The following is a 13462-nucleotide window of genomic DNA, read 5'->3' as shown; positions in this document are numbered from 1 at the left end:
GGTAAAACAAGGCTAGACTTTTGTTTGCAACTAATACATAACTTCAGTGGCTATGAAACGTCGGGATTTCATCAATTGGGTAGGTTTGGGTTGGATAGCAAGTAGCTTACCTGTAGCGATCGCTGCTTGTTCTTCCCAGCCTGTAACATCTACAGAAGCGCAAGCGATCGGGACTGTTGCCGAATTAGATAAAACGGGTCAATTACTGAACGAAAATTCACCTATTGGCCCGGTATTGGTCGTGGGTACATCGAAGGACGCAAATCTGATTGCTGTTAATCCTACTTGTAGCCACAAAGGTTGTACCGTAGCATGGCAAGCCCAAGCTAAAAAATTTGTCTGCCCATGTCATGGCGCAGAATATGGAGTTGATGGTAAAGTGCAGAAAGACCCAGCAACAAAACCACTCAAAACTTACGCCGCCAAGATTGAGGGTGATTCAGTTGTAGTCAAGCAAATTTAATGTAGGCAGGATGTAGGGGACTGGAGGTATAAGAAAAACAATTTTCCCCCTCAGCGCTCCCCTTTTTCTTGCCTCCCTCATCTCCCCCACTACCCGATTTGAAAGGTATTGTGAATAATATTGGGAAACTTTTAGTGCAAGCGCAGGCGGCGCATAGTGCAGATGATTTGTCATTGGTGATTAATGATCTGCAACAACTGATTTTAGCGGATAGAAATGAAATAAGTCATTCAGAACAACTGCTGAAATTAGCACTCTCTATTTTTGAGACGGGAGATTTTCAGCAACGTTGGGATATTGCCAAGGTGTTAGTTAATTTGGGAACTGTGACCATAAACCCATTAATTGACATCCTAGAAGATGAAGATACAGAGGATGAATTGCGCTGGTTTGCTGCCCGAATTTTAGGGGAATTGCAGCACCCAGATGTGATTATGCCTCTGGTGGAGCTACTAAAAACTAGTAATGATGAAGAACTGAAGGCGATCGCCTCATCTGCACTAGCGCAAATGGGTAATACTGCGATTCCTATAATTGTTGAACTGCTAACACAAGAAAATACAAGGCTATTAGCAGTGCGATCGCTTGCTTATATTCGGCGTACAGAAACTATTGCGCCTTTATTGAGTGTAGTACAAGATGCTCAAGCCTCAGTCCGCGCTGCCGCACTCGAAGCCCTCAGCAGTTTTCATGATGAACGTGTACCACCTGTGCTGTTAAACGCTTTAAATGATTTATCTGCCATAGTACGGCGTACAGCAATTCAGGGTTTAAGTTTTCGCTCTGATTTATCTTCAGAATTAAATTTAGTCGCCACATTACAACCCAAATTGTACGACTTCAGTGTAGAGGTGTGCTGTGCAGCTGCCAACGCCCTGGCGCGTATGGGTGGCGACGATGCAGCCAAGCACCTATTCACAGGTTTAATATCACCCCATACACCTATTACCTTACAACTGGAAATTATTCGGGCTTTGAGTTGGCTAGAGTCATTAACTGCCCTGGATTATTTACGACAAGCTTTAAATCAAGTCACTTCCATCACTCTCGACCAAGAAATTGTCACAGTTCTAGGAAGAATACAAAAGCCTGAGTTAAAAACACCAGCCACAGCCATTCTGTTAGAGATACTGAACTCCCCACATCCCGCTACAAAAATTAATAGTGTGAAAAGTGCGATCGCCTTATCTTTGGGTCAGCTAGGTAGTCCAGAAGCGGCTGAAAGCTTAGTTGTTCTGTCAACAGATACAGATGAACTTGTCCGAGTCCATGCGATCGCTGCACTCAATAAACTAGCCCCTCCTGCGGTATAAGTTGAAACCACAATAAGCAAATACAGACTTAACGGGATTTTTCTCTCCCGTTAAATACCATAAATAGTCATCATTATGGTGGGTATTAGTCAATAGTAATTATAGAATTACCCAATAGTCTTGATGGTAATTTATTCTCGAAAATAGTATTTACTAGAATTTACTACTTGCGATGAAATTTATAGATTGATAAGCCATTTCAGTGAATTAATTTCCTGAAATTTAAAGTTAAGCAGTGTTAGCTGATTAAATACACTTTATATTTACTTATCAATCATATTTAAACATCACAATTAAGGTTTTTCCAATTCATAATATCTTAGGAGTTATCATGGCAAAATATCTACTAGCCTCTGCTGGTGGAGCAGGTTTATTATGGTTATTTTGTGGATTATTCCCTGTACAAGCCATTACCAATTTAAATAATTCAGATAAAAATCTCGAAATTGCTCAAAATAATATCAACCATAAAAATATTGATTATCTTGTATCTCAGGAATTAACCCAAAAAGATTTAACCTCAAATAATCAACCACAAAAAAGTGAAAATTTAGACTCAGATAACACTATTAATGCTTTACCACTAATCATACAAGAATCTACAAATTCATCTCCATCATCAGACCAATTGTCCCAAGTCACATCTGTATCCCAATTGTCTGATGTACAACCTACTGATTGGGCATTTGGCGCATTACAATCCTTGGTTGAGCGCTATGGTTGTATCGCGGGTTATCCCAATCTTACCTACCGTGGTAATCGGGCGATGACTCGCTATGAATTTGCGGCTGGCTTAAATGCGTGTCTTGATAGAATCAACGAACTAATTGCTACGGCAACTACTGATTTAGTCAAAAAAGAAGATTTAGCAACCCTACAAAAATTGCAAGAACAATTTGCGGCAGAATTGGCAACATTGCGGGGTCGAGTAGATGCTGTAGAAGCGCGTACCGCAGAACTAGAAGCAAATCAGTTTTCTACTACTACCAAACTCAATGGTGAAGCAATTATTGCCGCTATTGGTGCGACAGGCGGCGCTCCTGGAAGCAATGATTCTAATATCATCCTTGTCAATAGAGTGCGGTTAAATCTGACTACTAGCTTTACAGGTAAAGATTTATTAATTACGGGTTTGCAAGCTTATAACTTTTTAGGTGGAGCTACGGGCGAAGGTAGCGTGCAAAATAGCTTAGGACTAGCTTCGCCTATACTAAGTTCTAGTAGCGCTCGTACCAGTTTTGAACCACAATTTCCTGGTCTTAATGTCAAGAATTTGACCAGCGTTGGAGCGAATAGTTTAGAGCTTTACAAATTGTTGTATATTTTTCCCGTCGCTGATAAATTGACTTTATTTGCGGGAACTGCGGCGGAAACATCAGACGCTTTCCCGGCAATTACACCTTTTTACGGCGAGGGACAAGAATCAATTTCTCGTTTTGCAGGTTTGAATCCTGTAGTACGAGTTTCTGGTGGAACTTCTGGTTCTGGTTTAGCATCGGCGGCGGGATTTATTTATAGCATTTCTCCAAATTTGGATTTCCGGGCTTTATACGGCAGTGTTAATGCCAACCTTCCTCAAAAATCTCCAACTGAAGTGCTACCAGGAGTATCTACTACACCTTTAGGAGCAGGTTTCTTTAGTGGTAGTAGCGTTATTGCTGCACAGTTAACCTTCAAACCTGGCCGTGACCTTGATATTGGTCTAAACTATGCCAACAGCTACCACGAAATCAATATTTTAGGTACAGGATTAATTAGCGGTGACATCGGTGCTTTATCTGGTGTTTCGGCTGGCACACCAGTGAAACTCAACTCTTTTGGGGGTACTGTGACATGGCGATTTTCTCCCAAAGTATCCTTATCTGGCTATGGTGCAGCACTGTTTGTTGATGATTCTTCTAATAATGTTGATGCTTCCACCACCTTTACAAGTTGGATGGCAGGAGTTCACTTCAAAGATTTATTCAAATCTGGAAATAATGGAGGGATTATTTTTGGTCAGCCGCTTTACCGTACTGATGCTGGCGGTGCGGCTGTACTTGGTTCAAATCGTGCCACACCTTACCATTTAGAAGCATATTATCGCGTCAGAGTCAGCGATAACATCAGTATTACTCCTGGTGCATTTATTTTATTTAACCCAGAAGGTGACAGCAGAAATGAAACGACAACTGTAGGGGTACTGCGAACTACGTTTACGTTTTAAAGGCATTAGGGACATATCAATTCAAAATAGCTGATGGTAGCGTTTACAAAATTCAGAATTACAAAAATTTTGGAAACTGTTGACTAATGATGAATCTGTAACAAAATCTACCAAATTAGGGAACAAAATCAGCTAACTTAATTGAGTGCCATAAATGTCATTCAGGCTACATACAAATGCGACTAGAGCAGTTGCAAGCTTTTCTGGCGATCGCGGAAACCGGCAGCTTTCAAAAAGCTGCTGGTAAATGTGGTGTTACCCAATCTACAATCAGTCGTCAAATCCAGTCTTTAGAAGCTGATTTGGGTTTAGAACTGTTTCACAGAACAAATCATGCCAAGCTGACCTTGGGTGGTGAACGTTTGTTACCACGCGCCCGCAAAATTTGTCTGGAGTGGGAAACTGCTACACAAGAGCTAGGAGATTTAATCGCCGGTAAGCAGCCAGAATTGTGTATTGCGGCGATTCATTCCCTATGTGGCTCATACTTGCCACCAGTGTTACAAAAGTTTTGCCGTGATTATCCAGAAGTACAATTACGGGTAACATCCTTAGGTAGCGATCGCGCACTCAAAGTCCTCAAAGATGGTTTGGTAGATTTGGCCATTGTCATGAACAATCGCTTTCTCACCACTGGTAGAGATATGGTGGTGGAAGTCCTTTATGATGAGCCGATAGAACTCTTAACCGCAGCCAATCATCCCCTAGCGGAATATGAGCGCGTTCCTTGGTCGGAATTGGTACGTTATCCCCAGGTGGTTTTTAAAGATGGCTATGGGATGCAACGCTTGGTGCAGGAGAAATTTGAGCGATTGGAAGCCACGCTACAAGCGGCTTTAGAAGTCAATACCCTAGATGCCTTCCGGGGAGTTGTACGCCAAGGGGAATTAATCGCTTTGCTTCCTTCCTCCGCATTAGTAGAAGCGCGCCTTGATCCCACCTTAGCAGTGCGTCCCTTAGCTAATAGTGCATTACCTGAAAATTCCGGTTTAACGCGTCGAGTAGTCATGGTGACAACTCAAGACCGTCTGCAAATTCCTCCCATCCAACATTTTTGGCAACTAGTTAGAGAAAATATTCCTCCCATACTTGAGCGTCAGCGATCGGCATCTTAAAGTTAGGATTAGTCCATAGTCAAAAGTCCATAGTCAAAAGTCCAAAACCTGAATATTTAGCTTTCCACTGTTGACTGTTGACTGTTGACTGTTGACTGTTGACCGTTGACTAATGACTTTTATGAGTATTTTATTCAGGGATCTGCTGAAAAAAGTAGGAAGTGGGAACCACACGGGAGAAAGTTTAAACCGTGTTGAAGCCGCCACCGCTACTAAGATGATGTTTTTGGGTGAAGCCACACCAGCCCAGATAGGCGCATTTTTGATCGCCCACCGGATTAAGCGCCCAACGGGAGAAGAATTAGCGGGAATGTTAGATGCTTTCGATGAACTGGGGCCAAAACTGCAACCAATCTCGTCTCAACGCCCAGTCATGGTATTTGGCATACCTTATGATGGCAGAACACGCACGGCACCAATCAGTCCGGTAACAGCGTTACTCCTGGCCGCAGTCGGACAACCAGTGGTGATACACGGAGGCGATCGCCTACCTACGAAATATGGATTACCTTTAACCGAGATTTGGCAGGGATTAGGCGTAAATTGGACTACCCTATCACTAGAAAAAACCCAAGAGGTATTTGCACAAACAGGAATTGGCTTTGTTTATACCCCGAAGCATTTCCCTTTAACTAATAGTATTTGGGAATACCGCGACCAATTAGGTAAGCGCCCACCCTTAGCAACAATGGAATTAATTTGGTGTCCATATGCTGGGGATGCTCATGTAATTGCTGGGTATGTTCATCCACCAACAGAAGGGATGTTCCAAGTAGCATTACAACTGCGGGGAGTACGTAAATTTACTTTGGTAAAAGGATTAGAAGGGAGTTGTGATTTACCGCGCGATCGCACAGCCATTATTAGCTTATCTTCAGCATCACCCGACCTAGAAAGACTCTTCCTTTCACCCCATGACTATGGTTTTACCACCAAAAATGTACCTTTGGGTAGTACAGAAGAATTGTTAACCCAGATACAGGATGTACTTGCTGGTAAATCTAGTGAATTACAACAAACAGCTTTATGGAATGGTGGGTTTTACCTCTGGCGGAGTGGAATTTGTGCGGATATGCGATCGGGTATTGCGAAGGCAGAAGAATTATTAAATAGTGGGGTAGTAGCGGCAAAATTGCAAGAACTGATTCAGGTGGTTAATTCACTTTCAGAAAATCTACTATCTATGACTTAAATCCAAAAATCATAGAATCAGCACCAACTAAATGCTGCTGTTGCACCCCACTAAATCCCACCGATCGCATCTATTCAATACATTCAGCACCAGTATAATCAAAACCGCCTGAAGTCTCGATTAACATATTGAGACTCATCAACAACCCCAAAGCGTTTTCTCGTCGATCATCATCAATAATGGCATCATAAATAATTAATGCACCGCCGGGAGATAAGGCTTCATAGGCTTTAGTCAGTAGCATGAGTTTTTCCTCAAGATTCCAGTCATGCAAAATATGCCCCATGACTAGGACATCAGCTTGGGGTAATGGCTGACGGAAAAAGTCTCCTGGGAAGAACTGCAAGCGATCGCTCAGACAATTTGAATTAACATATTCTTCAAAGACTGGACGTACCACAGGTAAATCAAAACCACCACCTGTAAGATGAGGATGTGCTAACGCTATCTGTACAGGCAAAGCACCTTGGGCTGTGCCAACATCAATAAAAGTTTTATAATCTTGCCAAGGAAATTTTTGGGCGATCGCTTTTCCTGTTCCTAGACTCAAGCCAGTCATGCTCTTGAGAAAGCCTTCTAGACGCTCCTTATCAGCATAGAGTTCGGTAAAAAAGTTTTCCCCATGCTTGACTTCGTTCTGTGGTTGACCAGTTTGCAAGGCTTCCGTGAGAGAACCCCAGAATGAATATAGCCGTGCATTAGCCATTTCTAGAATGCCACCTACATACTCCATCTGACCGCGAACCAGGAATTTAGCAGTTTCAGGAGTATTACTGTATTGTTCACCATGCCGTTCTAACAAACCTAAAGCGACAAGTGCATCGAAAAAGTCTCTTGCAGCCCGTGGATGTAGTCCTAACCGCCGAGTAAGTGTTTGACTATCAAGGGGCGATGATGCAAGCTCAGTAAACAAACCGAGTTCAACTGCTACCAGAAGAGTCTTTGCGCTCCAGAAACTCATTCCTATTTGCAGAATATTGTCAGCACTTATTGTAGTAGTCGTCATGTTTTTCAGTGGTAGCAAGATATAAATTAAATCAGCAGATAAAAAACTATTTTTTATTTCATGCAATTAATCACTCAATAGCAATTTCAGCATGAGCCTTTTTAAAAATTAACTGTTTAATTTAGTGGATATTCTAGCTATCAATGATCTGCTACAGGTTTATGCAAGTTGAGTCATAAAACTACATTAAAAAAGACAGATACCCGATTTTCTTGAAATCGGGTATCTGCACTAGATGTTTCTTGTCTAATTATTAGTGAAAGCGCCTTTGATATTATCAATAGTACGCTCAACCGCATTTAGATTGTTGTCTACTGCTTTTTCTGTACGGGCAGCATCTTCTTCTGCTCTTTTCTGAATCCGAGACGCATCTTTGTTAGCTTTGCGCTCGGCTGTGCTGCCACTATCGGTTGCATCATCGACACGGCTAGCATTTGTTCTGGCTGCCTCTTTAACATTATCTTTAGTGTCGCGGATGAATTCTTTGGATTTGTTACGTAGACTATCGGTTGCGTCGGCAGTGGCGATTAAATGTGTAGAGGTATCAGCCATTGCTGAGGTGTTGGCGAAAAATGCACCTTGCCAAACGAAAGCGATCGCTGATAAACAAAATACAGTTGTAGCTATCCAACGTCCTAAAAGTGAAAACTTGTTCATAAAATAGTTCAGTTTCATAGAAGAAAGTCTGCTTGAGATTAAGCATTCTAGTTTTACTTGATCTAGCTCATCAGCCATATCGTTCTCTGGGCAGAGCTTCTATAATCGTTAGTAGTTAGATAAATTCGCTCTTTCAATAGATTGATTCCCCGAACGTTATACTCTCAATTTGAACAATTTAACTTAGTTTTATGAACTCAGAAGACACTCACTCCAAGCAACATTCTCCTGGTAAGCTTATCTACCGATTTTTTGGGGGCGCTGCACTTGGTACTTTTATCGTCATCATTCCTATTTCTTATGGAGCATCCATAGATTTAAATCTACTTCAAATCGGTATTGCATCCATATTGGTTATATCATGTGGTCTACTATCAAGTATTTGGGGTGAAAAATTTCTTGATACCGTCATGCGGTTATTAAATTCCTTTGGATCTTGAAGCATAAAAAAGGTGGGTAATACCCACCTGATGTTCAATTGGTATTTCGCAAAACTAACTACTAACCAAAGCTAAATCACCGCAGATACTTGCTTTTGAAAGTAGGCTTGCAAAACTCTTTCGGCGATTTGACGACTAGTTAAGCCTAATTCTGCTTTGGATTCCTCTGGGGTAGCGTGTTCTACCAACACATCGGGAATACCAATGCGCTTGACAGGAACCACAACATCAGCATCTAACAATGCTTCTGCTACGGCTGAACCAAAGCCACCCATCACACAGCCTTCTTCCAGGGTGACAACCCGCCCAATTTTCTGAGCTAAAGGCACAATCAACTCAGTATCCAAGGGTTTCACAAACCGGGCATTAATTACAGTCGCTTCAATCCCGTGTTCGCTGAGAATTTCCGCCGCCTGCATACTGGGGTAAACCATTGTGCCGTAACCGATGATTAACACATCATCACCGTTGCGGAGAATTTCACCTTTACCGATTTCCAAAGGTTCCCAGCCTTCTTCCATCAGGGGTACGCCGTAGCCATTGCCACGAGGGAAACGCATAGCGATCGGCCCAGTGGTATGTTCAATACCAGTAACTACCATCCGTTGCATTTCTGCTTCATCTTTCGGTGCCATCATTACAATGTTGGGAATGCACCGTAGATAGGCAATGTCATACATACCTTGGTGGGTAGGGCCATCAGAACCGACAATTCCTGCCCGATCCAAACAGAAGAATACTGGTAAATTTTGGATACAGACATCATGGATAATTTGGTCGTATGCCCGTTGTAAGAAAGTAGAGTAGATGGCGGCTACAGGACGCATTCCTTCACAAGCCAACCCAGCTGCAAGGGTGACTGCGTGTTGTTCGGCAATGCCCACATCAATATATTGATTGGGCAGTTTTGCTTGTAGCTTATCTAAACCTGTTCCTGTTGCCATAGCCGCAGTAATCCCGATAATTTTCGGGTTTTGTTCTGCTAATTTAACTAAGGTATGGGAGAAGACTTTGGCATAAGCAGGAGGTTTGGGTTTGTTGGAGGGAATTGCTTTACCAGTTGTCAGGTTAAAAGGCGTTTGGGCGTGGTAGCCTACTTGGTCTTTTTCCGCGAGTTCGTAGCCTTTACCTTTGATGGTGGCTACATGAACTAACACTGGCCCAGCTATTTGGTGTGCTTGTTGGAAGGTAGCAATCAATTCCTCTAAGTTATGCCCATCAACTGGCCCCATGTAGGTGAAGCCCAGTTCTTCAAATACTGCACCTACCTTGGGAACAGCTAAACGTTTCATCCCTTCTTTAATTCTTCCTAATTCGGGAGATAGGGATTCGCCGACAAAGGGAATGTGTTTGAACTGTTCTTCAAAATTATCCTTGATGAACTGCACCGGGGGACTGAGGCGCATTTTGTTGAGGTAGCGAGGAATCGCGCCGACGTTGGGAGAAATAGACATCTCATTGTCGTTGAGAACAACCAATAAGTTGGTTTTCGGCAAGTGTCCAGCATGGTTGATAGCTTCCAACGCCATACCACCTGTTAATGCACCATCGCCAATCACGGCCACGGCTTTAAACTTTTCCCCATTCATATCTCGTGCTAAAGCCATACCCAAGGCTGCGGAGATGCTGGTTGAAGCGTGGCCTGCACCAAAATGATCAAATTTATTTTCACCACGCTTGAGATAACCAGCAATTCCATCTTTTTGCCTGAGGGTATGAAAGTCGCTGTAGCGTCCTGTAATCAATTTGTGGGGATAAGCTTGGTGTCCTACATCCCATATAACTTTATCCCGGTCTAAATCTAGAGTCTGGTATAGCCCTAGTGTTAACTCTACAACACCCAAGCCAGGCCCCAGATGTCCACCAAATTCGGCTACTGTTTGCAGGTGTTTATCTCGAATCTGACGGGCAATTTGTTGCAGTTGCCGGATGGATAGACCGTGCAGCTGATTGGGATGGGTGATTTCACTCAGATGCATATTATAGGGTTTTCCTCTCTAATCTCTACTTTTGGTATTCTGATTTTCCCACGGTCGGGTAGCCCGGAGAATTAGACTGTTACTCAGTAGCAGCCTAAAAAGTGTTCACTAAGGATGGGTAATTAAGCACTAGGCTTTCAGCATTATTTACTAGTAATCATGCTTTATAACCTACACTGCAAAATTACTTGAAAGAGTGTAATTAGATTCATTTTGGCAAAATTATCAAAGTAGAAGAATATCTTGCTGATAGGTTGTTAACAACACACTGTGCAAGGGTGATAAGAGGCTAGAGGCTAGGAAATAGAGCCTATATTTAGTGTATTCTATCCAAATGTACTATGATACGGTGCAGCAAAAATAGACATACTAGTCTTAAGCAAAATTATCACCGTATAAATATGTTGTAATTTTACTGTTGTCTGCTGGTTTTTACTCAGCTTGAGTATTACGGCAGTTGTGGACTGTCTGTAGTCGTGGGAACTACTGGCGTGTCTGGTTGCTTTTGCTGTCTTTGCAAATATTTACTCAGCAAGTAAGCCATGTCTCCACGGGTCATAGGTCTTAATGGGGTTATGTTATTCTGAGCGTCGGTATTAATAAATCCTTCTGTGATGACTGTGGCGATCGCTCGTCTTGCCCAAGTTGGTATAGAATTTGCATCTGGGTAGGGTGCGAGTATTTCGTTGACAACATCATCAGAGAACTGAAATACTCCATAAGCTTGGGCAAAAATTGCTAAGGCTTCTGCCCTTGTTACTCGTTGATTAGGAAAAAACAAATTCCCCCGATAGCCTTTCATCACATCCGTCTTCAAAACTGTTTGAATATCTTGATACGCCCAGTGAGAACGAGGTACATCGGCAACTGTGATTGATTTTGGTTGTTTAGCGGCTTCTTGTTTATTGAGACGGAATGCTTTTACCAAAATCGAGGCTAGTTCGGCCCGATTCATTAACCTTTCTGGATAAAAGTTCCCATCTGCTGAATTAGTCATCAAATTGGCAGCAATTACTTGTTGAATCGCTGCGGATGCCACATCTCCAGTATTTTCGCTTCCTTGGGCTTGAACAATCACTGGGAAGCCCTGGAGTAGTAGTACTAATGAAAGGGTACTAAGTAAAGGGCGCATAGTTCTTACCATCATAATTTGCTTCGATGCAGTTTTTAATACTGAGTGCTGAGTAAGTTATTCTCTAATTTTGAATTCCCCCTCAGGGGGTTGATTCTTAACTATGGTGACGCATTTTTACTAAGTCAGGTGTCCCATCTTCGATATCGACGAATTAACCTGAGTTTGGGGATCAAAAAAATTGTTGAGAATTTTTTGCTAAACTAACTGAGAATTGTTTGCACTTAAGATATGCTAATAAAAGAAACTGTACTCCTAAAAATTCTCAATATTGGGGAGTAAAAGTTTGATGATTACTGCAAGTTAGTTGCACATTGAGGGCTAGTCGCTTGAAACCGTTCAGTTCCGAAGTGGAAGAAAAGTCCGTTGTAGAAGTAGATTGGGCAGATCGTTGGCAGGTATATCAGCGCTTACAGGAATTGGAAATTCCTTGTTGGTGTGAAGCTAACCAGCCATTGAAGGTTGAACTTGTCACCCCTATGACAGTTGTTCAGCTTTGGAGTGTGATGCGACAATTCACATCTTCTCGCCGAGATTTAATTTACTCTCTTGAAATTAATTGGCAAAGCCGTTATCCGTATTCCTAATGGCTGGCTACAATTTTTTTTTACTTAATTACTCAAACTCGCTTTAGTTAAACAAAGGTGGAACAATATGGGTGTATGCCACAGTAAAGATGTATCAGAGTTTTGCCTTGAAGGCAGATTTATGGAATTTGTTATTAAAGATGGCTATAAGCTTAAAGGTTTATTACTGCTAACTGCTGATGGTGAATGTTATGTTAAGTTATCCAAGCAATTAAGATTTACTTTTGACTGGCGTTTACCTACTGGTACTTTGTTACAAGTAGTTGGTGAAAAAAAGTATGATGCTAAAACTGGCAAGGTGACTCTCAAAGCTGAAGCTGTGATGGCGGCTAGAACAGAGACATCACCAGCCGTTAAACAACTCCCAATAATGGAAAACACAAAGCCAAAACCAGATAAAGCTAAAGCTACGATTTTGGTATGTCAGAAGTCCGATTGCATGAAACGCGGCGGTAAGGCACTTTGTCAAGCACTAGAAGCAACTTTAAGCGATCGCGGTTTAGAAGACCAAGTTACCATTAAAGGTACTGGCTGTATGAAAAACTGCAAGGCCGGGCCTAATTTAGTGATGCCAGATAAAACTCGTTATACCCGTATTCAAGCACACCAGGTTCCTCATCTGATGAATAAGCATTTTGCTGACAGCCAGCAATCAGATCATTCTCATCAAGTGGTAATATCAAACGCCAATAACGTTGAATCTTTTACCAGAGTTTCAGCTTTTTAATCATCAGGTGCTTCGAAAGTTTTTGTATTGTTGTTCTTTTAATGGTTGACTTGATATTCCGTTATCAAAAATTAAATGATTCATTTTGTGGGGTGGGGCATTTTGTCCACCCCTTATTACTTAGACAGTTGGGACTGCCTTAAAGTGCGTAAGCTTTCATCATCACCAAAATCTGACAAGAACCGAAGCAATTCACTTGCGCCTTGGCGATCGCTTCCCTATACTTCTGACACGCTAAACTTGGTGTATAACAGAAAGTTGCAACTTGCCAAACTGCTGTACGTTATGGTTCTCCGATATTAGGTAAGAGCTTGATGAATATAGGATCATCCGGTGAACAACAGTTATCACATACAGAAAAGGTTATAGTTATATGTCCAAACTGCTCTCAAAAACTACGTACTCCAATTGATCGAGGTGAATTCAGGCTGGCATGTCCCCAGTGTAAGCACAATTGGCAGTGGTCTCCAGGTACAAACATTACAATTCAGATTGAACGCATCAAAGAAAAGCTTGAGAAAGCTAGACAACTTCCATCCGTGAGAGGTTAAAGTAATTGCACATTTGTCAAGAGGGTGCAGGAAAAGGGGATAGATCCAGCTTGAAGACTGGTTTTCGTAGGGCTTTGACTACGCCTAAATCTTG

The 13462-nt window shown here is 42.1% G+C and carries 12 protein-coding genes; 8 read left to right on the top strand and 4 right to left on the bottom strand.

The window, feature by feature from the left end:
- Nucleotides 1-52: 52 nt before the first annotated feature.
- The 5 genes from H6G14_RS20700 (at nt 53) to H6G14_RS20680 (ending at nt 6289) form a co-directional block, all read left to right on the top strand.
- On the top strand, nt 53-463 hold the full coding sequence (locus H6G14_RS20700) for a QcrA and Rieske domain-containing protein (RefSeq protein ID WP_190569237.1): 411 nt from the start codon (nt 53-55) through the stop codon (nt 461-463).
- Nucleotides 464-573: 110 nt separating this feature from the next.
- Entirely contained in the window at nt 574-1776 is a 1203-nt protein-coding gene (locus H6G14_RS20695) for a HEAT repeat domain-containing protein (protein ID WP_190569186.1), read from the top strand.
- A gap of 331 nt (nt 1777-2107) precedes the next feature.
- On the top strand, nt 2108-3982 hold the full coding sequence (locus H6G14_RS20690) for an iron uptake porin (protein WP_190569185.1): 1875 nt from the start codon (nt 2108-2110) through the stop codon (nt 3980-3982).
- 176 nt (nt 3983-4158) lie between these two features.
- Nucleotides 4159-5097 (top strand): LysR family transcriptional regulator, encoded by a 939-nt coding sequence (locus H6G14_RS20685; protein ID WP_190569184.1) that lies wholly within the window; start codon nt 4159-4161, stop codon nt 5095-5097.
- A gap of 121 nt (nt 5098-5218) precedes the next feature.
- Nucleotides 5219-6289, top strand: coding sequence for an anthranilate phosphoribosyltransferase family protein (locus H6G14_RS20680; protein WP_190569236.1), 1071 nt, complete (start codon nt 5219-5221; stop codon nt 6287-6289).
- Nucleotides 6290-6359: 70 nt separating this feature from the next.
- Here H6G14_RS20680 and H6G14_RS20675 read toward each other — a convergent pair whose 3' ends face one another.
- Both H6G14_RS20675 and H6G14_RS20670 read right to left on the bottom strand, forming a co-directional pair.
- Entirely contained in the window at nt 6360-7295 is a 936-nt protein-coding gene (locus H6G14_RS20675) for an acetylserotonin O-methyltransferase (protein ID WP_242053498.1), read from the bottom strand.
- 246 nt (nt 7296-7541) lie between these two features.
- On the bottom strand, nt 7542-8030 hold the full coding sequence (locus H6G14_RS20670) for a hypothetical protein (protein WP_190569183.1): 489 nt from the start codon (nt 8028-8030) through the stop codon (nt 7542-7544).
- Nucleotides 8031-8143: 113 nt separating this feature from the next.
- Here H6G14_RS20670 and H6G14_RS20665 point away from each other — a divergent pair, with 113 nt between their 5' ends.
- Nucleotides 8144-8392: a hypothetical protein gene (locus tag H6G14_RS20665; protein WP_190569182.1), complete on the top strand. Its 249-nt coding sequence runs from the start codon at nt 8144-8146 to the stop codon at nt 8390-8392.
- A 71-nt stretch (nt 8393-8463) separates the two neighbouring features.
- Here the strand turns inward: H6G14_RS20665 and dxs are convergent, their stop codons facing one another.
- Both dxs and H6G14_RS20655 read right to left on the bottom strand, forming a co-directional pair.
- The gene (gene dxs / locus H6G14_RS20660) at nt 8464-10371 is read right to left on the bottom strand and encodes a 1-deoxy-D-xylulose-5-phosphate synthase (protein ID WP_190569181.1); all 1908 of its coding nucleotides are present in this window, start codon (nt 10369-10371) and stop codon (nt 8464-8466) included.
- A 448-nt stretch (nt 10372-10819) separates the two neighbouring features.
- A complete protein-coding gene (locus H6G14_RS20655; RefSeq protein WP_190569234.1) occupies nt 10820-11515 on the bottom strand; it encodes an S-layer homology domain-containing protein in 696 nt (231 codons plus the stop codon).
- Nucleotides 11516-11832: 317 nt separating this feature from the next.
- On the opposite strand from H6G14_RS20655, the gene H6G14_RS20650 reads away from it, so the two are divergent.
- Both H6G14_RS20650 and H6G14_RS20645 read left to right on the top strand, forming a co-directional pair.
- Nucleotides 11833-12090, top strand: coding sequence for an Asr1405/Asl0597 family protein (locus H6G14_RS20650; protein ID WP_190569180.1), 258 nt, complete (start codon nt 11833-11835; stop codon nt 12088-12090).
- A gap of 67 nt (nt 12091-12157) precedes the next feature.
- Entirely contained in the window at nt 12158-12817 is a 660-nt protein-coding gene (locus H6G14_RS20645) for a (2Fe-2S) ferredoxin domain-containing protein (protein WP_190569179.1), read from the top strand.
- Nucleotides 12818-13462: the final 645 nt, after the last annotated feature.

The organism is Nostoc parmelioides FACHB-3921, from assembly GCF_014696625.1.
Classification (GTDB): Bacteria; Cyanobacteriota; Cyanobacteriia; order Cyanobacteriales; family Nostocaceae; genus Trichormus; species Trichormus parmelioides.
Note: the sequence above shows the minus strand (reverse complement) of the source record. Positions and strands in the feature narration are given on the sequence as shown.

Bases quoted from the DNA above. Each gene is read 5' to 3' on its own strand.
- H6G14_RS20670 (WP_190569183.1), bottom strand. From the start codon at position 8,030: ATGGCTGATGAGCTAGATCAAGTAAAACTAGAATGCTTAATCTCAAGC.
- H6G14_RS20685 (WP_190569184.1), top strand. From the start codon at position 4,159: ATGCGACTAGAGCAGTTGCAAGCTTTTCTGGCGATCGCGGAAACCGGC.
- dxs (WP_190569181.1), bottom strand. From the start codon at position 10,371: ATGCATCTGAGTGAAATCACCCATCCCAATCAGCTGCACGGTCTATCC.
- H6G14_RS20675 (WP_242053498.1), bottom strand. From the start codon at position 7,295: ATGACGACTACTACAATAAGTGCTGACAATATTCTGCAAATAGGAATG.
- H6G14_RS20700 (WP_190569237.1), top strand. From the start codon at position 53: ATGAAACGTCGGGATTTCATCAATTGGGTAGGTTTGGGTTGGATAGCA.
- H6G14_RS20655 (WP_190569234.1), bottom strand. From the start codon at position 11,515: ATGGTAAGAACTATGCGCCCTTTACTTAGTACCCTTTCATTAGTACTA.
- H6G14_RS20690 (WP_190569185.1), top strand. From the start codon at position 2,108: ATGGCAAAATATCTACTAGCCTCTGCTGGTGGAGCAGGTTTATTATGG.
- H6G14_RS20645 (WP_190569179.1), top strand. From the start codon at position 12,158: ATGGGTGTATGCCACAGTAAAGATGTATCAGAGTTTTGCCTTGAAGGC.
- H6G14_RS20680 (WP_190569236.1), top strand. From the start codon at position 5,219: ATGAGTATTTTATTCAGGGATCTGCTGAAAAAAGTAGGAAGTGGGAAC.
- H6G14_RS20665 (WP_190569182.1), top strand. From the start codon at position 8,144: ATGAACTCAGAAGACACTCACTCCAAGCAACATTCTCCTGGTAAGCTT.